Consider the following 22813-nt stretch of genomic DNA (forward strand, 5'->3'; position numbering starts at 1 on the left):
ATCCCCCCAAACAGCACCGGCGGCAGCGCGTCTCACGTGTCACAAGCCCTCGCACTGACGGCTTAGACACACTTTCATGAGATCGTCAAGGCCTCTAGGGTCCCTCTCGTATCCGACCCTGTCCTTCCATCAGTTTGGTCGCTCCTTCTTTTGACCTGAGTGCCTCAGCAGTTCCTTCACAGCACAGAGCGGTCAGCGTTGTTGTCTCTGTCCGCCCCTCTGTTTTGTGGGGTTCTTCTCTGTGCCGGGGCATCACCGGTTGCCACAGCCACCAATCTTGGCAACCGAAAGATTCCTGAATTGAAACGGGCACTCCTTGCGCATGATCAAGAGCAAGGCCCTTACCGGATGACTCCCGAACGTCGCGCTCTGCTCAACACCATCCGCTACGCCGAGGGCACCTGGACCAACGGTGAAGACAAGGGCTATCGCACCCTTTACGGCGGGGGCCGCTTTCAGGACCTGTCCCATCATCCGGAGAAGGTCGTGGTGAAGCGTTACTCCAGCGCTGCAGCTGGTGCGTATCAATTTCTACCCACAACCTGGAAAGGACTGGCCAAGGAACTGCGCCTCAACAGTTTCGAACCGAAGCATCAGGACCAGGCAGCACTGCATCTGGTCAAGCGACGCGGAGCACTGCAGGAAATCGACAGCCGCGGCCTGACGACGGCAGCCATGGCGCAACTGGCACCGGAGTGGGCTTCCTTCCCCACCCGCTCGGGTCGTTCGGCCTACGGCCAGCCCGTCAAAAGCCACCATGAACTGGCGAGCTTCTACGCCAGGAATCTGAGGCAACTCAGAGCCCAACGCGAAACCTGATCAGCTGCTGGCACGCCCGATCCTGGCGGCCAAGCCCCACACCTCCGTGACCAGGCCGTGCAATGGCGTCATTGCTTCCATGGAGACGGTCATCGGCTGTGACGAGGCCTTCATCAGGGCACGCGTCGCCGCAACGGCGCGTTGCCCTTCCAGAAGACGCTCTCGAAAGGCACACTGATTGTCGTGACTGAGAACAGAGGCAGGACAGTCCTGCAGCAGCTGCTCGCCACGCTGGAACCAGTGGTCAAAGTCATCCAGCAACGAGATCAGCAGCGACTCCATCAGAGCGCCGGCGTCTTGTTTGAGAGGAGCATCACCGGCTGTCATGACGTTCGACTGAACAACGGCCCATAAGATGACGGACCCTGACCGGAAACTGGTGAGCAGCGCGGCCGTCATGTCCTCAGCACCCGTCGTTCTGCCCAAAACCAGCGAAAATGAGCAGCTGCTGAAGATCCGCCACTCCATGAGCCATGTGATGGCCATGGCGGTGCAGCAGTTGTTTCCCAAGGCACGCGTCACCATCGGCCCCTGGACCGAAAACGGTTTCTATTACGACTTCGACAATCCCGATCCCTTCACGGAAGCCGATCTGAAGGCGATCAAAAAGTCGATGATCAAGATCATCAACAGGAAGCTCCCGCTGGAACGGGTGGAGGTGAGCCGCAGCGAAGCCGAGGCAAAGATCAAGACCCAGAACGAGCCCTACAAGCTCGAGATTCTCGAAGGACTGCAAGAGCCAATCACCCTTTACACCCTGGGTGAGGAGTGGTGGGACCTCTGCGCCGGCCCCCACGTGGAGCACACCGGTCAACTCAACGCCAAGGCATTCGAGCTGGAAAGCGTGGCAGGTGCCTACTGGCGCGGCGATGAAACCAAAGCCCAACTGCAGCGGATCTACGGCACCGCCTGGGAAACCCCCGAACAGCTGGCCGAGCACAAACGCCGCAAAGAAGAGGCGTTGCGCCGGGATCACCGCCGCATCGGCAAGGATCTCGACCTCTTTTCGATCGAGGACGAAGCCGGTGCCGGGCTGGTGTTCTGGCACCCCCGCGGCTCACGCATGCGTCTGCTGATCGAGGACTTCTGGCGCCAGGCCCACTTCGAAGGCGGTTACGAGCTGCTCTACACCCCCCACGTGGCGGACATCAGCCTCTGGAAAACCTCAGGCCACCTCGACTTCTACGCCGAAAGCATGTTCGGCCCGATGGAGGTGGACGAGCGGGAATACCAGCTCAAGCCAATGAACTGCCCGTTCCACGTGCTCACCTACGCCAGCAAACTGCGCAGCTATCGAGAGCTGCCGATCCGCTGGGCGGAGCTGGGAACGGTGTATCGCTACGAGCGCCCCGGCGTGATGCATGGCTTGATGCGGGTGCGCGGCTTCACCCAGGACGACGCCCACGTGTTCTGTCTTCCTGAACAGATCAGTGATGAGATCCTGCGCATCCTTGATCTCACCGAGCGCATCCTCTCCACCTTCGATTTCAACAACTACGAAATCAACCTCTCCACCCGACCGGAGAAATCAATCGGGGATGACGCCGTGTGGGACCTGGCCACCAAGGGCCTGATCGAAGCGCTGGAGCGCAAGGGCTGGGCTTACAAGATTGACGAGGGCGGCGGCGCTTTCTACGGCCCCAAGATCGATCTCAAGATCGAAGACGCCATCGGCCGGATGTGGCAGTGCTCCACCATACAGCTGGATTTCAACCTGCCGGAACGGTTCGAGCTCGACTTCATCGCCGCTGATGGCAGCAAGCAGCGGCCGATCATGATCCACCGCGCCATCTTCGGCTCGCTGGAACGGTTCTTCGGGATCATGACCGAGAACTACGCCGGCGATTACCCCTTCTGGCTGGCTCCTGAACAGGTGCGCCTGTTGCCGGTCACCGACGAGGTGCAGCCCTACGCGGAGCAGTTGCTGGACCAGCTCACCCAAGCAGGCGTTCGCGCCACCATCGACCGCAGCGGCGACCGTCTCGGCAAGTTGATCCGCACCGGCGAACAGATGAAGATTCCTGTGCTGGCCGTCATCGGTGCCAAAGAGGCCGAACAGAACGCCGTCAGCCTGCGCAGCCGCCGCGACGGTGATCTGGGGGTCACGGCTGTGGCAGATCTGCTCAATGCAGCCCAGACGGCCAATAGCCAGCGCGCCGCGGGCCTGGAGCTGAACCAATGACGGAATCCTCCATCACGTCCCTCGGCGATCTCGCCCGTTTACGCGGTGCGCCGGAGCTCACCGCCGAAACGGCCGACCGGCTCCGGGCCGAGCTTCACCAGGCCATGGCCAGCGCCAGTTGGTTCACCGCCGGCGTCATGGCTCCATCTGCTGCCCAAGCGCTTTCAGCCCTGCGGGCGCTGGAACGAAGCCAGGGATGGGATGCCATGAAACTGATGAGCAGCTGCGATGAAGACGGCCCTGTCTTCCTCAAAGCAAACCAACAAGGTGGATCGATCCGCATCCGCATCGAGCACGGCCTCGGTGAAGGGATTCTCATCAGCGGTCACGGCGATGACGAGAACACTCCCAGCACCACCTGGGGACCGCTGCCGTTGGATTTTTTCTGAACAGCCATCGGTCGTTGCCCTTCATCGGGATTGTTCGCAGCCTGAGTGGTAGCTCCATCCCTTGATCAATGCCCCGTCCGACTCTTCTCGCCGGCGACATGGGGGGGACGAAGACCCTTCTGGCTCTCTATGACCTGGAGGACAACAGGCTGACCAAGCGCCACCAGCAACGGTTTGTCTCGGCGGATTGGCCGTCGCTGGAGCCCATGCTTCATGCGTTCGTGGAGGAACGTCCCAAGGACGTTCATGCGCCAACCCATGGCTGCATCGCGGTGGCAGGACCGGTTCGCAACCGGCAGGCACGGATCACCAACCTTCCCTGGCAGCTGCAAGAAGAGGATCTGGCTGCTGCTGCAGAAATGCAGCAACTGGAGCTCGTGAATGATTTCGGCGTACTGATCTACGGCTTGCCTCACTTCGAGGACTATCAGCAGGTGGTGTTGCAGGACGGTCACCAGGATCAAGGTCCTCTGGCCATCCTTGGCGCCGGGACCGGCCTTGGCATGGCTCGGGGTGTCCAAACCAGCAGTGGGCTCATGGCTCTGTCGAGCGAGGGGGGCCATCGCGAATTCGCACCACGCAGCGACGAGGAGTGGCAACTGGCCTGCTGGCTGAAGGAAGACCTGGGAGTCGACCGCCTGTCGATCGAGCGGGTGGTGAGCGGCACAGGGCTTGGCCATATCGCCCACTGGATGTTGCAGCAACCAGGGGGCCAATCCCATCCCCTCCGATCTGTAGCTGAGGCCTGGCGGCGGAATATGGCAAGTGACCTGCCGGCGCATGTGTCCGTGGCGGCTGAAGAGGGAGACCCTCTGATGCGCCGCGCCCTTGACCTCTGGCTATCGGCCTACGGCTCGGCAACGGGCGATCTCGCCCTGCAGGAACTCTGCAGCGGTGGACTTTGGGTGGGAGGCGGCACAGCCTCCAAACAACTCAAGGGACTGCAATCCCCTCTGTTCCTTGAGGCGATGCGAGACAAAGGTCGGTTTGAAGAGTTCATCAGCGGTCTGAAGGTCACCGCTGTGATCGATCCGGAGGCCGGTCTGTTTAGCTCTGCCTGTCGAGCACGGATGTTGGCGGAGTCGGGTGGGACACTGGCCTGAGCAGACGATCAGGGATGGCGCAGCCGCGCATCGGTCAGAAAGTGGTGGTGGATGTGCCAGCGACCACCGCCAACCTCGGACCGGGCTTCGACTGCCTGGGTGCCGCCCTGGATCTCAACAACCGCTTTGCGATGCGGCGGATCGAAGGAAGCGGCGAGAGATTCGAATTGATCATCGAAGGCACGGAGGGCAGTCACCTGCGCGGCGGGCCTGACAACCTCGTCTATCGGGCTGCTCAACGGGTCTGGAAGGCCGCGAACATGGAGCCCGTCGCCTTGGAAGCACGGGTCCGTCTGGCGGTGCCGCCAGCGAGGGGGCTCGGCAGCAGCGCCACCGCCATCGTGGCCGGACTGATGGGAGCCAATGCCCTCGTGGGTGAACCCCTCAGCAAGGAGAAACTGCTGGAGCTGGCCATCGACATCGAGGGCCACCCAGACAACGTTGTGCCCTCGCTGCTGGGAGGGCTGTGCATGACGGCCAAGGCGGCCTCTCAGCGATGGAGGGTGGTGCGCTGCGAATGGATCAACAGCGTCAAGGCCGTGGTGGCCATTCCATCGATTCGCCTCAGCACCAGTGAAGCCCGTCGGGCGATGCCGAAGGCCATCCCAGTCAGCGATGCCGTAGTCAATCTGGGGGCACTCACCCTGTTGCTGCAGGGACTTCGAACCGGCAACGGTGATCTGATCGCCGATGGCATGCACGACCGCCTGCATGAGCCGTACCGCTGGCGCCTGATCAAGGGCGGAGACGTGGTCAAAGCCGCAGCAATGGAGGCAGGGGCCTGGGGATGCGCCATCAGCGGAGCGGGGCCGAGCATCATTGCCCTGTGCACAGAAGACAAAGGCCTGGCCGTGAGTCGGGCCATGGTCAAGGCCTGGGAAAGTGCCGGTGTGGCCAGCCGGGCTCCCGTGCTGAATTTGCAGACTTCAGGAAGTCACTGGCAGCCCGCCGAACCTGGGTAGTTGTACCCAGCTCACAGGGTCAGCCCTGTTAGCTTTGTTAAAGATTGCGGACGCTGAATGGACTCTGGGCTAGCGACGGACGCAATGGCGAGCTCAGCCTTCCCCTGGCTGTCGTTGATTGTCCTACTCCCAGCGTTCGGAGCACTGCTGATGCCCCTGATGCCAGGGGACGACAAGCGTCCTACCGCCTGGCCTCGCAACTTCGCCTTGGCCGTCCTGTTGGCGGACCTTCTGCTGATGCTTGTGGTGTTCAGCACCCGGTTTGACCCCGGTTTGAGCGGTCTGCAGCTGGTGGAACGGGTCAGCTGGCTTCCCTCCATCGGCCTGGAGTGGTCCCTAGGGGCGGATGGACTCTCCGCCCCTCTAGTGGTGCTCAGCGGATTGGTCACGTTCCTCTCCGTGGCCGCGAGCTGGTCCGTGCAACGCAAATGCAAGTTGTACTTCGCTCTTCTGCTGGTGCAGGCATCAGCCCAGGGGCTGGTGTTTCTTTCGCAGGATTTCCTGCTGTTCTTCCTGGCCTGGGAACTGGAGTTGGTGCCGGTTTATCTGTTGATCGCCATCTGGGGCGGACAGAACCGTCAGTACGCCGCTACCAAATTCATCCTCTACACCGCCCTGGCATCACTGCTGATCCTGATCAGTGGACTGGCGTTGGCACTCTCCGGTGATCAGTTCACTCTGAACCTCACGGAACTCGCCTCCCGCTCCCCGGGCGGAAGCTTCGGGCTGCTCTGCTACCTGGGATTCCTGGTGGGCTTCGGCGTGAAACTGCCGATGTTCCCCCTCCATACCTGGCTCCCGGATGCCCACGGCGAAGCCAATGCCCCTGTCTCCATGCTGCTGGCGGGTGTGTTGCTGAAGATGGGCGGTTATGCGCTGCTGCGTTTCAACGTGCAGATGCTGCCGGATGCCCATCTCACCCTGGCGCCGGCACTGGTCATCCTCGGCATCGTCAATATCGTCTACGGCGCCCTCAACGCCTTTGCCCAGGACAACGTCAAACGACGGATCGCCTGCAGTTCTGTCAGTCACATGGGTTTTGTGCTGCTCGGCATCGGAGCGGTGGATGCTCTGGGGATCAGCGGAGCGATGCTGCAAATGGTGAGCCACGGGCTCATCGCTGCTGCGATGTTCTTCTTCACCGGCGTCTTCTACGAGCGAACGAAAACGCTCTCGATTCCGAACATGGGTGGCCTGGCCAAGGCGCTGCCGATCACCTTTGCGTTCTTCCTGGCCAGCTCCCTCGCATCGCTGGCGCTGCCGGGCATGAGTGGGTTCATCAGTGAAATCACCGTGTTCCTCGGCATCACCAGTCAGGAGGGATTCACCTCGCTGTTCAGAGCCATCACCGTGCTTCTGGCCGCCATCGGCCTGGTGCTGACGCCGATCTACCTGCTCTCCATGTGCAGAAGGGTGTTTTTCGGTCCCAGGATCCCAGCCCTGGCCAGCGTTGAAGACATGCGACCCAGGGAACTGGTGATCGGCATGAGCCTGCTGGTGCCAACCCTGGTGATCGGCATCTGGCCAAGGATCGCCATGGACCTCTACGAGGCGTCCACCGACAGCCTGGCCAGTGACCTGGGCCAGCGGGCCCTGGTGGCCCTGATCGAACACCTACCCATCGGTTGAGATGAGCACCTCCACGTCCTCCCCCCTGCTGAAGGGCCATGGTCTGCCCTCCTATGAGCAGATCACACCGGAACTGGTTCGTCAGGACATTCCACTCCTGCTGAAGGAACTGGAACAGCAGTTCACGGATCTGGAGCAAGCGCTTCGCTCAAGACTGGACAGTGATTCCTTCCTCGGCTGGGAGGAGGTGATGCAGCCGATGCAGCGCATTGGCGAGCGGCTTCGCTGGAGTTGGGGCGTGATCTCCCACCTCAACGGCGTCTGCAATACGCCTGAGCTGCGGGACGCCCACGCCGCCCAGCAACCCGATGTCGTCCGCCTGGGCAATCGCCTTGGACAAAGCAAGGTGCTGCATCGGGCCCTCTGCCAGCTGCGCGACCAGCCCAGTGAGCCGCTCAACTCCACCCGCCAGCGCATTCTCGAGTCCGAACTGCTGTCCATGCAGCAACGCGGTGTCGGTCTCGACGGTGAGCATCAGACCGCCTTCAACCAGGCCAGCGAACGTCTGGCAGCCCTGTCCACCAGCTTCGGCAATCACGTGCTGGATGCCACCCAGCAATGGACGCTGAAGCTCACGGACCCCAAGCAGGTGAAAGGCCTTCCTCAGCGGGCTTTGGAATCACTGGCCGCAGCAGCTCGGGAGGCCGGTGACGCCGAAGCCAGTGCCGAAAAGGGACCATGGCTCGTGGGCCTGGACATGCCGAGATACATCCCGGTACTCACCCACGCCGATGACCGCTCACTGAGGGAAACCGTCTATCGAGCCCATGTGAGCCGGGCCAGCCAGGGAAACCTGGACAACGCACCGCTGATTGAGGAAATCCTCGGGCTACGCCGGGATCAGGCCCAACGACTTGGCTATGGCCACTGGGCCGAACTGAGCCTCGCCAGCAAGATGGCCGAGGACGTCTCAGCCGTGGAAGCGCTGCTGGAAGAGCTGCGTGCCGCGGCCTATCCGGCGGCCGAGAAGGAGCTGGAGGAGCTCAAGGCCTGTGCCCAACGACACGGGACTGCGGAAGCCGACGCTCTGGCCCCATGGGATGTCACCTACTGGTCAGAAAAACTGCGGCGCGAACGGTTTGATCTCGACCAGGAAGCCCTGCGGCCATGGTTCCCGCTGCCCCAGGTGCTCGATGGCCTGTTCGGCCTTTGCTCCCGCCTCTTCGATGTGGAGATCACGCCGGCCGATGGGGAGGCTCCGGTCTGGCATAAGGATGTGCGCTTCTTCCACGTGCGTCGGGGTGGTGAACCGATCGCTGCGTTCTACCTGGATCCCTACAGCCGTCCTGCCAGCAAACGCGGTGGAGCCTGGATGGACGAATGCCTCGGGCGTCACCGCAACAGCGACGGCAGTCTGGTGCTGCCGGTGGCCTACCTGATCTGCAATCAGACACCCCCCGTCGGCGAGGCCCCCAGCCTGATGAGCTTCGAAGAGGTGGAGACCCTGTTCCACGAATTCGGCCACGGTCTGCAACACATGCTCACCACCGTGGACGAACCGGAAGCGGCCGGGATCAGCAACGTGGAGTGGGATGCTGTGGAACTGCCCAGCCAGTTCATGGAGAACTGGTGCCTGGACCAGAACACCCTGATGGGCATGGCCCGCCACTGGCAGACCGGAGAGCCCCTGCCCCAGGCTGAAGTGGAGAAACTTCGCAGCAGCCGCACCTTCAACGCCGGCCTGGCCACCTTGCGGCAGGTGCACTTCGCCCTGACTGATCTGCGACTGCACAGCCAGTGGACGCCGCAACTGGGTCTGACGCCCGACCAGTTCCGGCGCGACATCGCCGGCACCACCACCGTGATGGCCCCGATCCCGGAAGATCGCTTCCTCTGCGCCTTCGGGCATATCTTCGCGGGGGGATATTCCGCCGGCTACTACTCCTACAAATGGGCCGAGGTGCTGAGTGCGGATGCCTATGCCGCCTTTGAGGAAGTGGGTCTCGACCAGGAGGATCAGGTGCGTGCCACCGGTGCCCGCTTCCGAGACACAGTCCTCAGCCTCGGTGGCAGCCGCGCTCCAACTGAGGTGTTCAAAGCCTTCCGCGGTCGCGTCGCCAGCAGCGAAGCGCTGATCCGTCATTCCGGCCTGCAGGCGGCCTGATTCAGGCTCCCAGATCCTGGGCGAGCCTCTGCAGCGCCTGCGGATGGGAAATGAGCTGCTGGTGGGTCCACACCGGCAACTCCGTTTGCGTTCCCGACGGCAGGACAGCCATCCAGCCGGGAGACACCATCAGATCCCAGCGGCAGAAATAACTCCGACATGTCACCGGTGCCAATCCACCCACCTGTCGATTCAGCTGGAGCAGCAGATCACTGGCGGGCTTCATGTCCGCCACGCCAGCCAACAGACGGCGGGGCACAGGCAGGGCTGCCAGGGTTCCGTTCTGAGGGCTGCCGACACTGAAAAAACGGGCTGTCCGTGCTGCCCCCCCCAACTCCTGAAGCCAGATCCGCCCGATCACACCTCCCATGGAGAACCCGAGCAGATCGATCGCTGTGTCGCGCCCGAACTGCTGCAGGATGTGCTGATCCAAACGACGGGCCAGCTCCCGCAGCGGAACCACCCCCAGGCCATGGGGCAGGTGCGGTGCCAGCAGAGGGCGATCCGGTTGATCGATCCGCTGAATCAGACGGTGGAACACGCGAGGGGTGTCCCACAGGCCATGCACCAGCACAAGGGGCCTCGTCATGGAGCTCCATGGCGAACGCGCTCAACGGCCACCACACCATCAAATCCAGGCACCGGAGCCGCGCACTTACTCAGGGTCAGACGCACCGGTACCGGTCCATAGAGCTGCTCAAGACGGTCCAGCACGCGATCACTGAAGTGCTCGATCGTGAGGCAGCGAATCTCCCTGGCCAGAGACTGCAGGGAACGAATCGCCAGGCTGTAATCGAGGCTGCTGGCCAGATCATCAGAGGCGGCGGCAGACGACAGGTCGCTCCAGAGGCTGATGTCGAGGCTGAACCACTGGCCGTCCCGACGCTCCTGCTCAAGAACCCCGACATGGGCCCAGAGGCGCAGCCCCCGCACGTGGATCACGTCGTTGGCGGTCACAGGGGCAGGTCGGTATGGGTGAAGCGGCGGGTGCCGTCCGCGAAATCGGCAGCGATGTGTCCGTCACCACGCAGCCGGTAGCGGTAGGTCACCAGACCATCGAGTCCCACCGGACCCCGCGGCGGCAGGGTCTGGGTGCTGATGCCCACCTCAGCTCCAAAGCCGTAACGGAAGCCGTCAGCGAAGCGCGTGGAGCAGTTGTGGTACACACCAGCACTGTCAACGGCAGCCAGGAACCGCTCCGCCGCCCGCTCATCAGCGGTGGCGATGGCTTCGGTGTGGCGTGATCCATGGCGCCGGATGTGCTCGAGCGCTGCATCCATCGAGGACACCACCCGCACCGAAAGGATCAGATCGAGGTATTCCGTTCTCCAGTCCGCGTCACTGGCAGCGTCGCTGACGCCGAGCTCGCGGCTTCGCTCATCCCCTCGCAAGCTGACGCCTGCCGACTGAAATGCCGGCACCGCGGACGCCAGGAAAGCCGGTGCAATCGATTCATGGACCAGCAGGGTCTCGATGGCATTGCAGGCGGCAGGGTACTGGGTCTTGCTGTCGATGGCGATGCGAACCGCCTGCTCCACCTCAGCAGCAGCATCCACGTAGAGATGACAAATGCCGTCCGCATGGCCCAGCACGGGAATGCGGGTGTTGTCCTGGATGAATCGCACCAGCTCGTTGCTGCCCCGCGGGATGATCAGATCCACCAGACCATCCAGCCGCAACAGCGCCAGGCTTTCCTGACGGGTGGTCAACAGCGTCAAGGCATCGGCGGACACAGCACTGCGATCCAGCCCCAGCTTGAGGGCATCCATCACCGCTTCATTGGTGCAACGGGCCTCGCTGCCCCCTTTCAGCATCGCGCCATTACCGGAACGGATGGCCAGGGAAGCGATTTGCACCACCGCATCTGGACGGGCCTCAAAGATCACACCTACCACTCCCAGGGGAACGGTGATGCGTTCCAGCACCAGGCCCTGATCCAGCTCCCGGTGCAGCTGGCGTCTCCCGAGAGGGTCCGGAAGGGTGGCCAGTTTGCGCACCCCATCGATGGCACCGGCCAGCTTGGCGGCGTCCAGCTTCAAGCGGGACATCAACGCGGGGGCCAGGCCTTCAGCGGCCGAGCGCTCGAGATCGTCCCGGTTGGCCGCCACGATCGTGTCAGCCCGCTCCGCCAGAGCATCGGCCATCGCCCGGAGAGCGTCAGCGCGCTGTTGATCGTCCGTCTGTCCCAGCTCCACCGCAGCCAAACGGACGGCGCCTGCCCTTTGCAGCAGCTCTGCCGAAGGCTCCGGGACAGTGGTCATGGAAGGAAACGACTCAGTCGTCGGCCATCATCCCGCCAAGGCGGAGCAGCGCCAGCCGCGCCGCCCCCAGGCGGCCGGCTCCATTGCCGAGAGCGCAAGCCTCAATCCGCAGTCCCTCCCGGGAAACCGCCTGCACCCGCTGCTCCACCTCCCGTCGGACTGCAGGGAGGAAATGGCAGGCGGCCCCGGCGAGGCCACCCCCCAGCAACACAAGCTGAGGAGTGAAGACGTACACCAGGGAGGACAGTCCCACCCCCAGGCGAGCCCCATAGCGCTCCCACACCTCCAGGGCCGCTGGCTCACCAGCTGCTGCAGCCTGGCTCAGGGCACGGGGATCGCGATCACTCAGGCGACGCAACGCCGCAATGCTCGCGAACTGTTCCAGGGATCCACGATTTCCGCTGTTGCATGCGGGACCATCCGGATCCACGCCGATCAACCCCGGTTCCGCCGCCGCACCGTTGTGGCCGGTGAAGAGCTGCCCACCCAGCAACACGCCGCCGCCGACACCGGTGCCGAGGGTCAACAGCACCACGTCGCTGAAGCCCCTGGCCGCTCCTCCCCAGGCCTCCCCCACCACAGCGCAATTGCCGTCATTGGCGAGGGTGACCCGTCGCTGCAGCCGCACCTCCAACCAGTCCGCCAGCGGGACGTCCTCCCAGCCCGGCAGGTTGATGCACACCCGCGCCACCCGAGCCGCAGCATCCATCGGCCCGGGAAGACCCACCCCCACCATTGGGGCTTCACCGCTGGGATCCAATCGCTCAACGGCATCGCAGAGCGCCATCGTCACGGCCCCTGGCACCGCAGGCTGGGGTGTGGCCACCTCGAGCTCAGCCAACAGAGCTCCGCGGTGATCGAAACGGGCCAGCTTGATGGCTGTTCCCCCGAGATCAATGCCGATCACCTGCCCGTTGGTCATGGCCTCAGAAGCGGAAGAACAGCTGCAGCTGGCTCTGCCAGGTGCCATTGGAATCCACGGATCCAGACAAGGCCGTGTTGGGGTTCACCTGGTAGGTCACCGTCGTCTGAGGGGGAACATCTGAGGTGTTGGGAGCCGCCAGCACCGAGAAATCAAAGCGATCGGTCACATCAACACCGATTTCAGTCACCAGCGTGAAGGTGGGAGCCACCCGGCCTGACGTTCGCTCGTTGTCATCCTTGATGTCCGGGGTGACATAGGTGGGGAACAAAGCGATCTGCATGCGCTGGCCCATGGCATCGGTCAACGTTCCGAGAACCGGCGAGAGCAGCGACTGCCCCAGCACCGTCGCCAGAGCGCCCCCCCCGGCTCCCGCCAGACCCGAAAGGGAGTTGCCACCAATCAGCGCCATCAGCTGCGGCTCCGACAACGGCGGTGCACTGCGCATATCCAGATTGCCGATCAAACGATCCGCCGGACCGGCGGCCTGCACAGTGATTTTCACCAGCCTCAGCTGACCGCCACCATCGCCAATGGTTCCCAGGCCATTGGTCTCGAAGACATTGGCAGTGCTGGCATTGCCGGCCGTTCCGGGTTGCACCGCATCCGAGACCCGGGTCTTCATCGCGATATCGACGAAAGGCACCAATCCCAGCGAGGGGGTGAACACCGCGACATTGGGGGCGCGCGCATCGAGGCGGAAGGTGGTGGAAAACAAGCTGACGCGGCCACGGTTGAGGCGAATCAGACCCCGCAGCTCCAGCGACGGATCCAATGGGCCGTTGACCAGCAACTGACCGCCACCTTGGAAACTGATCAAGGGCGGCATCCGAACCTGCAGATCAGGCCCCAGTCCAAGGCGGAAGTTGCGGAAACGAACCGCAGAAAGATTGGGCATCAGATTCTGGAATGCCGCCGGCAACTGGGCGGGAGCACCGGGGCCAAACAGCACCAGGGGATCCTGAAAATCCCAGCCTTCCTCCAGCAAAGCCGCGGTCGTGACCGGGGTTGAGGCATTCGCCTGGAACGGTTGAACCCCCTGCTTCGGGGATGCACCACCAGCCCTGCGTAGACGCGAGAGCAATCCTCCCCGGGGCTGAATCACCCCTTGTCTGAGATTCAGCTGGCCGCTGATCAACGGCTGGCTCAGGGCACCACGCAACGTGATCTCGCCATCAGCCGCCAGATCCACTCTCTCCTGCCGGAACGTCCCCTTGGTCAGACGAATGCTGAGTGGCGTCTCCTCCTCACGGGGGGTGAACAGACCGATGGCGCCCGCAGCCGAGACGCTCCCCCCAGACTCCAGCGTCGCCGCGAGCTGGCTGACCTCGACGCGGTTGAAATCGAACAACAGAGAGGCGTTGACGTTCTTGAAGGACTGCTCAGCCGCGGTGAAGGCACCATCACGCACCACCAGAAAACCGTTGGCCTGAGGCTGATCCAGGTATCCACTCAGAATCAGGCGAAGGTCACTGCTGCCCCGGGTCAACGTCAGGGCATCGCCGGCGGGGGCCGCCAGGAAGCTCAGGGCATCTCCATGGCTTTCGAGCTCAAGATCCAGCGCGTCACGCAAATTCAGCGGGATGCTGCCGCGCACCTGAAGGGCCTCGGCAGCACCATCACTGCGGAGCGCGAGATCGAGCTGAAGCCCATCCGAAGCCAACACAACGGCTTGTCGTTCAAGGCGAAGGGCCTGCTCACCGAAGCGCGCCTGTTCCAGGGCCAACTCCGTGGTCAGCAACGGGCCGCGGCCCGTCAGGTCGTAGGAGCCCGTGATACCGATGGCCCCTCGCAAAGCGGACGGAACCGGGGCGACCAGAGCCAGAAGCGAGAACGGCAGATGCAGAAGGCTGAAGCGTCCCTGGCCGCCCTGCAGGGGACCACTCAGCTGAGCCACAACGGGTTCGAGCTGAAGCATCCGATCCTGATTTTCACCATCCATCCACAGATGCGCCCGGGCCTCTGCCTCCAGCGAGAGCGATGCCAAATCCGGACCGGCAAGGTTGAGAACAGCGTCGAGGCGACCGCGAAGGTCACCTGGATCCACACGCGGCTGGGGGTGATCCCGGTCGTAGACCTCCAGCCACTGACGAGACCGCTGAAGAGCACGCAGATGCCCTTCCAGGCTTCCCCCGAAGGTGTCGATCACCAACGTGCCGAGATCCTCAGCGCGGCCCAGGGGGCCAGCGGTGGGGAGCTGGCCGCCACGCAGCTGCTGGGCCATCTGCACCAACCAGGGCACATCCAGTCCGGAGGCCTCGATCCGGCTGCGCAGGTTTCCGCCCACGCGTCCCTGGGCTGTCAGCTGAATCTCACCCTGCTGGGGCTGCAGCCGTCCGCGGGTCTGGAAACGACCCGCCGCAACACGTCCCTCCAGCTCGATCCGCTTCAAGGCAATCCCGCGAAGTTTTGGGTCATCCAGATGCAGATCACCGACCAGCTCCACAGGTTTCAACGCCAGAACGCCGTCGCCACTGAGACGTCCCTGCAATGGACCTGATGCGGATGCCGTGGGCAGCGACAGCTGAAGTCCGGCGATCGACAGCTGATCCGCTCTCCACCGCAACTGGCGCTCGGCGCCGGGCCGCACGGTCAAGCTGCCGCCGCCGCGACGGAGGTCCGCCTGCAATGGCCAACCGGAGGAAGCCAGTCGAGCCGTCAGGTCTCCATCAGTGGCTGGGGCCTGGGAGGCCAGACGCAGGTTGAACTCAGATCGGGTCGATCCGGTCAGTTGCCCCTGCCAACGCTCCGGCAACTGCAACGGTCCAACGCCGGGTCGGACAAGATCAAGCGCCACGGTGCTGTTCACATCACTCAGGGGACCCTGAAACCGTCCGCGGGCCGATAGACGGCCTTCCAAAGGAATGGACGTCAGAGCCGAAAGGCGGGCCAGGGGCAGTGACGTGAGGGCGAAACCCGCCTTCAGCTCTCCAAGCTGAGCTGCGCCGTTTTGAAAACGAATGGGCAGCTGCGCCTCCGCACGCAGCACCGGGCTGCTGAAACGATCGAGGGCCAGGACCCCGGAGGCCTTCGACCAGGACGCCCGAAGATCCCACTGCTGCAGAACAAGATTGCGATCCTGGGAAAGATCCAGCAACAGCTCAGGTGATGCCAGGGACCCGCTCGCCCGCAGCGCTCCGGACAGTTCAGACGTCTCGCCAAGGCTCTGCTTCAGAACCGGCCACCGTTGCCAGAACGAAGGAGCCAGGCTGAGTTCCCGACTGCGCAGATCGATCTGATCGCCGATCGTGCCGTCCAGCCGCAAGCGCAGACCAGCCGACGTGATTAGAGCGTTTTGAACCTGGATCTGACGGAACGCAGGATCAGTCCATGAAGTGCGCAGCTGGCCCTGCACACGCAAAGGTCCATCGAGCTCAGGCAGATCCACCAGTCCCGCAAGGCGCCAGCGGGGGTTGGACCAGGGGCCATCCAGTCGAAGTTGAGCGCGATCCTTGCGCTTCAGAGACGCCACGTTGATTCTCAGATCAACGGGTCCACTGACCTGCAGAAAACCCTTGGCGTCAGCCCGCCATTCCCCCAAGCGCCATCGACTGGGATCCAGGCTCAGCCGATCGTTGCGACAGCTGAATCCAACAGCGGATGAACGCAGGGGATCCGGCAGGGTTGTGTTCTGAAGCTCAAGATCCCTGACCTGCAGCTGCCCCTGGCAGCGAAAGCGATCGGGAGTCCATCGAATCGCCAGGTCCCCTCCAGCCTCTCCCGCTAGCTCCGTGGCATCCGGCCCGGGGAGAAAGGGCTCCAGTCGCGAGAGATCCAGGGATCGCACACGACTGCTGAGCACCAGTTCGGGGCGATCCCAGCGTCCCTTGACGTCCACCGCAAGGCTGCCGGCGCCGTCTGGCCAACGCAGCCGCGACATCGCTGTGAATCGCTTCTGAGCGATCTGCACCGACCCACGACTGGACAGCTGGATCTCCTCGCCAGAGGGAGTCAGGCGAATCCTGGCCGGTTGAACCAGCTCGAAGCGCAGGTCCAGATCCGGAGGTGCATCTCCGCCTTGAGGCACGTCCCCAAACCGCCAGTAACGACCATCGGCCTGGCGATCCAAAACCCCATCGAGGCCCTGCAGTTTCAGCCGCACCACCGGCTGCCATTGCCGCAGGCTGGCCAGGGGATCGAGATGAACACTGAGCCCCTGAAGCTTGATCGTGGAGCGATCGGAGCTGGTGGGAGCGATGGCCGTCTCACCAAGGGCCACACCCCATGGCCTCAAACCCTTGTAAGGGCCGATTTTGAGCGGGTGACCGAGAGCGGCGCCGATGCGTTGTTCGAGTGGCCCGCGAAACGAACCGAGCAAATCCTCAGCGGTGGAGTTCAGAGACTGAACCGCCAGAACGGTTCCGACACCAACGGCCGCACTTGAGATGAGGACCAGGGGTTTGGACAACCGCCGCGCTACTCGCATCAACTGCGACGATTGCCCCCAGAGCTCGCGCAATATAAGGAGCCCTTTTCCTGGAGACCACCCGCCATGGCCCTTGATCAGCTGCTGCTCACCGCGGCGCCCTGGCTGGGCTGGTCTGGCCTGGCACTGGGTGTGTTGACGATCGTGGCCTTTCTGGCGAACTGGGGACTGCGCTTTCGCTTGGTGGGGGTCAGCAGTTTCACCCTGCTTCTGGCCGTCAGCTGCTGGGCCTTTGCTGTGAGTTACACCCCGCCGGTGGTGGTTGAAGGCGCCATCCGGGCCCCTGTGGTGTTCGACAACGGCAATGACCTGGTGGTGGCCCAGGTCCCGCCGGACCTTGATTCGAGCACCGTCGAAGCCACGCTTCAGCAACTGGCGGGCAATCTGCGGGGTTCCGGGCGCGGAAGCAATGTGGTCACCGTTCGGCTGCGGGCCCTCAAGCCCATCAACGATGGTCTGAGTCAGCCAGTGATTCTGGGGGAAACAGAACGGGACTTCCGCCGCTCTGCCTCCTGAAGCCACCATCCGTATGCCACCTTTGCGCGATCTGCCACAATCGTTCCGGCGGGAACAGCAGGAGCTGGATGAGGCAGGAATCGACGACTGGCTGCAGCTGCGGGATCTTGACGACGCTCAGCTGAGTCGCCTTGCCCGCAGCGGCCGCGCCTCCCCCCGCAACCTCAAACGGCTGAGAGCCATTGCAGGCTTGGTCTGTGACCTCAACCTGGCCCCGCCAGACGCGGCGCTGTTGATGCATGCCGGCATTGCCTCAAAGGCAGCGCTGGCCACCTCCACACCTGAACGGGTCGTCCAGCAGACGGGGCGCCTGGAACGCAGCCTTGGCACCGGCCGGCCAGCGGTGGTGGACCTGGCCACGGCCCGCCGTTGGATTCAACGGGCCAGGCAACCGGGGAACTGACCCCTTCATCAGGCCTGGGCCTCCTGCGCCTGTTTATGACCGGAGGACAGAGAATGACCCGATGAACGTTGGTCGAATCGTCGCCTCGTTGCTCGTCTGTGGTCTTGGATGGGCCGGATCACTTGTGGCGGCGGCGGATTCAGAGCTGCTCAACGACGTCAAGCGCAATCCACAACTGGCCCAAGCCATGTGCAGCCGCTTTCAGGACCTGAACGCCAAGGGAACATCCGCTTATTCCAAGAAAGTCACCCGAGACATCGCCAACGAACAAAAACTCTCCAGGCAGGATGCCGAAGTGTTGGTGACCTACGTGGTGGGCATGCACTGCCCCGATGTCCGCTGAGTCGTCTCTGATCAGCTCGCACGTCGTCGAACGCGACGGGGAGCTCCTCCTGCGGGATGGCGTGCGGTTGATGGCGCGTCTCTGGTTCCCCCGCGGCGACGGTCCCTGGCCGGCCCTGTTGATGCGACAACCTTATGGACGTCGGCTGGCCTCAACTGTGACCCTGGCTCACCCCAGCTGGTGGGCTCGGCAGGGGTACGTGGTGATCGTGCAGGACGTGAGGGGCCAGGGGGATTCCGAGGGAACCTTTCATGGCTTCTCCCAGGAAGCGGATGACACGGCCCAGACCCATGACTGGGTCCGATCGTTGCCGGAGTGCAATGGACGGATCGGTTGCTACGGCTTCTCCTACCAAGGGATGACGCAGCTTCTGGCCCCCGCTGACGCAACACCGCCGGACTGCCTCGCACCGGCGATGGCGGGCCTGGACGAACGACTGCACTGGAGCAGCGAGGGCCATGCCCATTGGTGGCACCTGAACCTGGGCTGGGGCCTGCAATTGGCGGCCCAGCAGGCACGCCGCCGCAGGGATCGCAGCGCCTGGGAAGCGATCCGTCGAGCTTTGGAGGACGGCAGCTACCTCCGGGACGGCCCCGAACTGCTGAAGCGGCATGACCCCGACGGAATGGCCTGCCACTGGCTGGCGCAGGATCCAGCCGATCGCTCCGCCTGGCGACGCCATGACCCACCGCAATCCTGGCTGCGTCAACCGATGCTGCTGCTGGGGGGCTGGTGGGATCCCCATCTGATGGGAATCCTGGATCTCTACAGGCGTTCTGAAGACGCCGGGGGGATGCCTGAACTGCACATCGGACCGGCCAGTCATCTGCAGTGGTGGCCGGGAGCGCAGACGTTGTTGCTGCGGTTCTTCGATCAACATCTGAAGCATGGCCAAACCGGGCCTGGCCAGCAACAGTTCTGGGATCTCGGTCGCCAGGAATGGAGAACCCCACCCCAGCCCGAGCCTCTGCGCTGGAGTCTTCAAGGGGATGGCCTGGCTTGCCTCGATCCCGCCAGCGGTCGGCTGGATTCAAATGATGCCGGCTGCGGTGAGCAGCGGCTTGTTCACGACCCCTGGCGTCCTGTGCCAGCCATCGGTGGTCATCTCAGCCCCTCCGCCGGGCCCGCCGATCGGCGGTCGTTGGATGAGCGAGCCGATGTGGCCACCTTCACCTCAGCACCGCTGGAACAATCTGTGGAGCTTTCGGGTCAGCCACAGCTGCTGATTCAGGCGGGAGCGGACCAACCCGGCTTCGATCTCTGTGTGGTTCTGTCTCGCCTGCCGCAGGGCAGTGCTGCCGTGGAGCAACTCAGCTGCGGCGTGATCCGCGTTCTGGGGACCGAGGCTGAACACGTAGCCGAGAGACGGGTCCTGCTCCAACCACTGCTGGCCACATGTTCTGCCGGAGATCGGCTTCGCCTTTCGCTCGCCGCAGCCGCCTGGCCGGCCATTGGTGTGAATCCAGGCACCCCTGAGCATCCCTCTGGGGCACCAAGTGCCTGCCACCGTGTGGTCACGATGACACTGGAGCTTGCTGGCTCTGTCCTGAGCCTGAACCCGTTCAACTCCGGCAGACTGAATTCCGATTGATCGATCGCGCCGTGAAGCTTTCCGCTGCCCTGCTGGCCCTGTCCCTGACCGCCCCCATCGGACTGAGCACCACGGCAGCGACACCCGCCCAGGCTCAAGCCGCCACAACGCAACTGAGTCCGGCCCAGGCCACGAAGGTGTCGCAACAACTGCTCGAGGCCCTTCGTCAGCGTCAGGCCTCCGTGCTGCACCAAACCCTGACGGACAGTGTCCGCAGCAGCATCACGATTGAACAGGTGCAGAAGCGCCTGGATCAACGCACCGCCATCAGCAACAGCAGAGTGGTCGGGGTGTCTCCCGGCTATCGCACCACCACTGTCGATGCCGTGGTGACCACGGCAACAGGCGAAGAAACCCTGCTGATCGTGCTGGACGATGACGGCAAACTGCTGGCCTGGAAATGGACCGATCAGGTTCAAGCCATCGAAACCACAGCCCTTGCTTTCGTCAAAGACCTGACCGAAGGCCGCTGGTTGATGGCCCGCAGCAAGCTTTCGCTTGACCTGCAGCAGGACCTGGCTCCAGCCGACTTGCAGCGCAAGTGGACCAAGCTGAACAAGGTCTCCGGCGGTTTCCGCAAGATCAAGGATGCCGTGATCGCCAGTCAGGGCGGGGACCAACAACTGGTGCTTGTGGCGGTGGAATTCGGTAAAGCCACCTCCAACCTGTTTGTGATCTTTGACGATCGTGGACGGATCATCAACGTCGACATCTCCCGCGACTTCGTCTGATTCGGCAGCGGGATCAACGAAAAATTCCGCTTAACATCGCGCCCACTTCACAGCTCTTCCATGGGTGGCGCGGCAGTCCTCGACTGGATGGTTCAGGACGGCGAACGTCTCGCGAATTGTCGGCATGACCATCCACTCGCGATCCTCGGCCCGCAACCGAGTGACGCCGGCTGGACGGTTCGGGTGTGGATGCCGGAAGCCCATCGCGTGACCCTGCTGGAGGGGGCTCAGGAAAAGGAGCTGACCGCCCCGAATCACCCCTGGATCTTCGAAACAACCCTGAACCACGATCCTGGCAGCGGCTACCGGGTGCGGGTTGAGCGCGGTGGCATCACCCACGAACAGCACGATCCCTGGGCATTCCGAGGAGAGTGGATGGGCGAGATGGATCGCCATCTCTTCTCCCAGGGCAATCACCACCACATCTGGCAGCGGATGGGCGCCCACCTCGTGGAACGGGATGGGGTCTCCGGCGTCATGTTCTGCGTCTGGGCCCCCCACGCCCTCAGCGTTTCGGTCCTGGGAGATCTCAACTCCTGGGACGGGCGTCACCATCCCATGCAGCTGCGAACCGGGGGCATCTGGGAATTGTTCGTTCCAGGGCTGACGGAGGGCAAGCTCTACAAATACGAAATCCGCAGCCAGGACGGCCACTGCTACCAGAAATCAGATCCCTACGGCTTCCAGCACGAGGTGCGCCCCGACAACAGTTCGGTGGTCGCTCGCCTTGGTGGATTCGAGTGGTCGGATAGCTCCTGGATGCAGCAACGCGACAGCAGCAATCCGCTGGAGCAGCCGATCTCGGTCTACGAAATGCATCTGGGCAGCTGGATCCACGCCAGCGCCGAGGAACCCTGGATTCAGCCCAACGGCACCCCCCGAGCCCCGGTTCCTGCTGCCGACATGAAGCCCGGTGCCAGGCTGCTCACCTACGCCGAGTTGGCGGATCGCCTGATTCCTTACGTCAAGGAACGGGGATTCACCCACATCGAATTGATGCCGATCACCGAGCATCCCTTCGATGGATCCTGGGGCTATCAGGTCACCGGTTGGTACGCACCCACCAGCCGCTACGGCACCCCTGATGAATTCCGGGCGTTCGTTGACCGCTGCCATGCCGAAGGCATCGGCGTCATCATGGACTGGGTCCCCGGCCACTTTCCCAAGGATGCCCACGGCCTGGCGTTCTTCGATGGCACACACCTCTACGAACACGGTGATCCGCGTATCGGTGAGCACAAAGAGTGGGGAACGCTGATCTTCAATTACAGCCGCAACGAGGTTCGTAACTTCCTGGTTGCCAACCTGGTGTTCTGGTTCGAGCAGTTCCACATCGACGGTATTCGTGTTGATGCCGTGGCTTCAATGCTCTACCGGGACTATCTGCGTCCGGATGGTGAATGGCTGGCCAATGACCATGGCGGCAGGGAAAACACCGAAGCCGTTCATTTCCTGCAGCAAGCCAACCATGTGCTGTTTCAGCACTTCCCCGGTGCGTTGTCGATCGCGGAGGAATCCACCACATGGCCGATGGTGACCCAACCGACGGAAAACGGCGGCCTGGGTTTCAACCTGAAATGGAACATGGGTTGGATGCACGACATGCTCGATTACTTCGAGCTGGACCCCTGGTTCCGTCAGTTCCACCAGAACAACATCACCTTCTCCATCTGGTACACGTACACCGAAAACTTCATGCTGGCGCTCAGCCACGACGAAGTGGTGCATGGCAAGAGTCATCTCCTCCACAAGATGCCTGGTGATGACTGGCAGAAATACGCCAACACCCGGGCACTGCTCGCCTATATGTGGACCCACCCCGGCAAGAAAACCATCTTCATGGGGATGGAATTCGGTCAGCGGGCTGAATGGAACGTCTGGGGTGATCTGCAGTGGGATCTTCTCAACTACGAACCCCACAAAGGCATTCAACTGCTGGTGGATGACCTCAACACGCTCTACAAATCTGAGCCGGCCCTCTGGCGCGATGACTTCGACCAGTACGGATTCCAGTGGATTGATTGCAACGACAACCGTCATTCCGTGATCAGTTTCATGCGGCGGGAAAGCAGCAGTGGCACCTGGCTTGTGGTGGTGGCCAATTTCACGCCCCAGAGCCATTCCCACTACCGGGTTGGTGTTCCTCTGGCGGGCTTCTACGAGGAGATCTTCAACACCGATTCAGCCCGTTACGGCGGCAGCAACCTCGGAAACATGGGCGGCAAGCCAACGGACGAATGGAGCATCCATGGCTACGAGAACTCCCTGGATCTCTGCCTGCCTCCCCTCAGCCTCATGGTGTTCCGCCACGACCCCAAGCGCAGCCTCCAGCAAGCATCGGCATCAGCCTGTGACAAAGCAGATGACGAAACTGCTGACACCAACTAGTCACCCTCGGAACTCAGGTAGGTTTCCGGCTTACCTGATTCCGG

General features: G+C 62.9%; 19 protein-coding genes. 13 read left to right on the forward strand and 6 right to left on the reverse strand.

What is annotated here, in order from left to right; all coding sequences use genetic code 11:
* The first annotated feature begins 159 nt into the window (after positions 1–159).
* Positions 160–819 (forward strand): glycoside hydrolase family 24 protein, encoded by a 660-nt coding sequence (locus SynA1528_RS07390; RefSeq protein ID WP_186586206.1) that lies wholly within the window; start codon positions 160–162, stop codon positions 817–819.
* Here the strand turns inward: SynA1528_RS07390 and SynA1528_RS07395 are convergent, their stop codons facing one another.
* Positions 820–1146, reverse strand: coding sequence for a DUF2605 family protein (locus SynA1528_RS07395; RefSeq protein ID WP_186586207.1), 327 nt, complete (start codon positions 1144–1146; stop codon positions 820–822). It abuts the gene before it with no gap.
* Positions 1147–1174: 28 nt separating this feature from the next.
* Between SynA1528_RS07395 and thrS the strand changes: the two genes are divergently transcribed.
* The 6 genes from thrS (at position 1175) to SynA1528_RS07425 (ending at position 9188) form a co-directional block, all read left to right on the forward strand.
* Positions 1175–3001 (forward strand): threonine--tRNA ligase, encoded by a 1827-nt coding sequence (gene thrS / locus SynA1528_RS07400; protein WP_186586208.1) that lies wholly within the window; start codon positions 1175–1177, stop codon positions 2999–3001.
* Positions 2998–3390 (forward strand): DUF1824 family protein, encoded by a 393-nt coding sequence (locus SynA1528_RS07405; protein ID WP_186586209.1) that lies wholly within the window; start codon positions 2998–3000, stop codon positions 3388–3390. The genes thrS and SynA1528_RS07405 overlap by 4 nt, the downstream gene beginning before the upstream one ends.
* A 68-nt stretch (positions 3391–3458) precedes the next feature.
* The gene (gene glk / locus SynA1528_RS07410) at positions 3459–4493 is read left to right on the forward strand and encodes a glucokinase (protein ID WP_186586210.1); all 1035 of its coding nucleotides are present in this window, start codon (positions 3459–3461) and stop codon (positions 4491–4493) included.
* A 14-nt stretch (positions 4494–4507) separates the two neighbouring features.
* The gene (gene thrB / locus SynA1528_RS07415; RefSeq protein WP_186586211.1) at positions 4508–5455 is read left to right on the forward strand and encodes a homoserine kinase; all 948 of its coding nucleotides are present in this window, start codon (positions 4508–4510) and stop codon (positions 5453–5455) included.
* 57 nt (positions 5456–5512) lie between these two features.
* Positions 5513–7084 carry an NAD(P)H-quinone oxidoreductase subunit 4 gene (locus SynA1528_RS07420; protein ID WP_186586212.1) on the forward strand — a complete coding sequence of 524 codons (1572 nt, stop codon included), beginning with the start codon at positions 5513–5515 and terminating at the stop codon, positions 7082–7084.
* Position 7085: 1 nt separating this feature from the next.
* Positions 7086–9188, forward strand: coding sequence for a M3 family metallopeptidase (locus SynA1528_RS07425; RefSeq protein ID WP_186586213.1), 2103 nt, complete (start codon positions 7086–7088; stop codon positions 9186–9188).
* Position 9189: 1 nt separating this feature from the next.
* Here SynA1528_RS07425 and SynA1528_RS07430 read toward each other — a convergent pair whose 3' ends face one another.
* Genes SynA1528_RS07430 through SynA1528_RS07450 form a run of 5 tightly spaced genes read right to left on the reverse strand, consistent with a single transcriptional unit; the run spans position 9190 to position 16779 of the window.
* The gene (locus SynA1528_RS07430) at positions 9190–9777 is read right to left on the reverse strand and encodes an esterase/lipase family protein (protein ID WP_186586214.1); all 588 of its coding nucleotides are present in this window, start codon (positions 9775–9777) and stop codon (positions 9190–9192) included.
* Positions 9774–10145 carry a dihydroneopterin aldolase gene (folB, locus tag SynA1528_RS07435; RefSeq protein WP_186586215.1) on the reverse strand — a complete coding sequence of 124 codons (372 nt, stop codon included), beginning with the start codon at positions 10143–10145 and terminating at the stop codon, positions 9774–9776. Before folB ends, SynA1528_RS07430 begins: the two co-directional genes overlap by 4 nt.
* The gene (locus SynA1528_RS07440; RefSeq protein ID WP_186586216.1) at positions 10142–11449 is read right to left on the reverse strand and encodes a glutamate-5-semialdehyde dehydrogenase; all 1308 of its coding nucleotides are present in this window, start codon (positions 11447–11449) and stop codon (positions 10142–10144) included. The genes folB and SynA1528_RS07440 overlap by 4 nt, the downstream gene beginning before the upstream one ends.
* 13 nt (positions 11450–11462) lie before the next feature.
* Complete coding sequence (locus SynA1528_RS07445; protein WP_186586217.1) at positions 11463–12371, reverse strand: ROK family protein; 909 nt, start codon at positions 12369–12371, stop codon at positions 11463–11465.
* Positions 12372–12375: 4 nt separating this feature from the next.
* Complete coding sequence (locus SynA1528_RS07450) at positions 12376–16779, reverse strand: translocation/assembly module TamB domain-containing protein (protein WP_186586218.1); 4404 nt, start codon at positions 16777–16779, stop codon at positions 12376–12378.
* 84 nt (positions 16780–16863) lie between these two features.
* Between SynA1528_RS07450 and SynA1528_RS07455 the strand changes: the two genes are divergently transcribed.
* The 6 genes from SynA1528_RS07455 (at position 16864) to glgB (ending at position 22769) form a co-directional block, all read left to right on the forward strand.
* Positions 16864–17313, forward strand: coding sequence for a Ycf51 family protein (locus tag SynA1528_RS07455; RefSeq protein ID WP_186586219.1), 450 nt, complete (start codon positions 16864–16866; stop codon positions 17311–17313).
* Between the two features lie 13 nt (positions 17314–17326).
* Positions 17327–17716 carry a DUF4332 domain-containing protein gene (locus SynA1528_RS07460; protein ID WP_186586220.1) on the forward strand — a complete coding sequence of 130 codons (390 nt, stop codon included), beginning with the start codon at positions 17327–17329 and terminating at the stop codon, positions 17714–17716.
* 61 nt (positions 17717–17777) lie between these two features.
* Positions 17778–18059 (forward strand): DUF8664 family protein, encoded by a 282-nt coding sequence (locus tag SynA1528_RS07465; RefSeq protein WP_186586221.1) that lies wholly within the window; start codon positions 17778–17780, stop codon positions 18057–18059.
* Positions 18049–19650 (forward strand): CocE/NonD family hydrolase, encoded by a 1602-nt coding sequence (locus SynA1528_RS07470; protein ID WP_186586222.1) that lies wholly within the window; start codon positions 18049–18051, stop codon positions 19648–19650. Before SynA1528_RS07465 ends, SynA1528_RS07470 begins: the two co-directional genes overlap by 11 nt.
* 11 nt (positions 19651–19661) lie before the next feature.
* Positions 19662–20381 (forward strand): DUF3887 domain-containing protein, encoded by a 720-nt coding sequence (locus SynA1528_RS07475; protein WP_186586223.1) that lies wholly within the window; start codon positions 19662–19664, stop codon positions 20379–20381.
* A gap of 60 nt (positions 20382–20441) precedes the next feature.
* Complete coding sequence (gene glgB, locus SynA1528_RS07480) at positions 20442–22769, forward strand: 1,4-alpha-glucan branching protein GlgB (RefSeq protein ID WP_186586224.1); 2328 nt, start codon at positions 20442–20444, stop codon at positions 22767–22769.
* The last annotated feature ends 44 nt before the right edge of the window (positions 22770–22813 follow it).

Origin of the sequence: Synechococcus sp. A15-28 (assembly GCF_014280175.1) — a bacterium.
In the GTDB taxonomy this organism is placed as follows: domain Bacteria; phylum Cyanobacteriota; class Cyanobacteriia; order PCC-6307; family Cyanobiaceae; genus Parasynechococcus.

Excerpts from the sequence above, each read along its gene's own strand:
- SynA1528_RS07395 (WP_186586207.1), bottom strand. The coding sequence starts at position 1,146 with ATGACAGCCGGTGATGCTCCTCTCAAACAAGACGCCGGCGCTCTGATG.
- thrS (WP_186586208.1), top strand. The coding sequence starts at position 1,175 with ATGACGGACCCTGACCGGAAACTGGTGAGCAGCGCGGCCGTCATGTCC.
- SynA1528_RS07405 (WP_186586209.1), top strand. The coding sequence starts at position 2,998 with ATGACGGAATCCTCCATCACGTCCCTCGGCGATCTCGCCCGTTTACGC.
- glk (WP_186586210.1), top strand. The coding sequence starts at position 3,459 with ATGCCCCGTCCGACTCTTCTCGCCGGCGACATGGGGGGGACGAAGACC.
- thrB (WP_186586211.1), top strand. The coding sequence starts at position 4,508 with ATGGCGCAGCCGCGCATCGGTCAGAAAGTGGTGGTGGATGTGCCAGCG.
- SynA1528_RS07420 (WP_186586212.1), top strand. The coding sequence starts at position 5,513 with ATGGACTCTGGGCTAGCGACGGACGCAATGGCGAGCTCAGCCTTCCCC.
- SynA1528_RS07425 (WP_186586213.1), top strand. The coding sequence starts at position 7,086 with ATGAGCACCTCCACGTCCTCCCCCCTGCTGAAGGGCCATGGTCTGCCC.
- SynA1528_RS07430 (WP_186586214.1), bottom strand. The coding sequence starts at position 9,777 with ATGACGAGGCCCCTTGTGCTGGTGCATGGCCTGTGGGACACCCCTCGC.
- SynA1528_RS07440 (WP_186586216.1), bottom strand. The coding sequence starts at position 11,449 with ATGACCACTGTCCCGGAGCCTTCGGCAGAGCTGCTGCAAAGGGCAGGC.
- SynA1528_RS07445 (WP_186586217.1), bottom strand. The coding sequence starts at position 12,371 with ATGACCAACGGGCAGGTGATCGGCATTGATCTCGGGGGAACAGCCATC.
- SynA1528_RS07455 (WP_186586219.1), top strand. The coding sequence starts at position 16,864 with ATGGCCCTTGATCAGCTGCTGCTCACCGCGGCGCCCTGGCTGGGCTGG.
- SynA1528_RS07460 (WP_186586220.1), top strand. The coding sequence starts at position 17,327 with ATGCCACCTTTGCGCGATCTGCCACAATCGTTCCGGCGGGAACAGCAG.
- SynA1528_RS07465 (WP_186586221.1), top strand. The coding sequence starts at position 17,778 with ATGAACGTTGGTCGAATCGTCGCCTCGTTGCTCGTCTGTGGTCTTGGA.
- SynA1528_RS07470 (WP_186586222.1), top strand. The coding sequence starts at position 18,049 with ATGTCCGCTGAGTCGTCTCTGATCAGCTCGCACGTCGTCGAACGCGAC.
- glgB (WP_186586224.1), top strand. The coding sequence starts at position 20,442 with ATGGGTGGCGCGGCAGTCCTCGACTGGATGGTTCAGGACGGCGAACGT.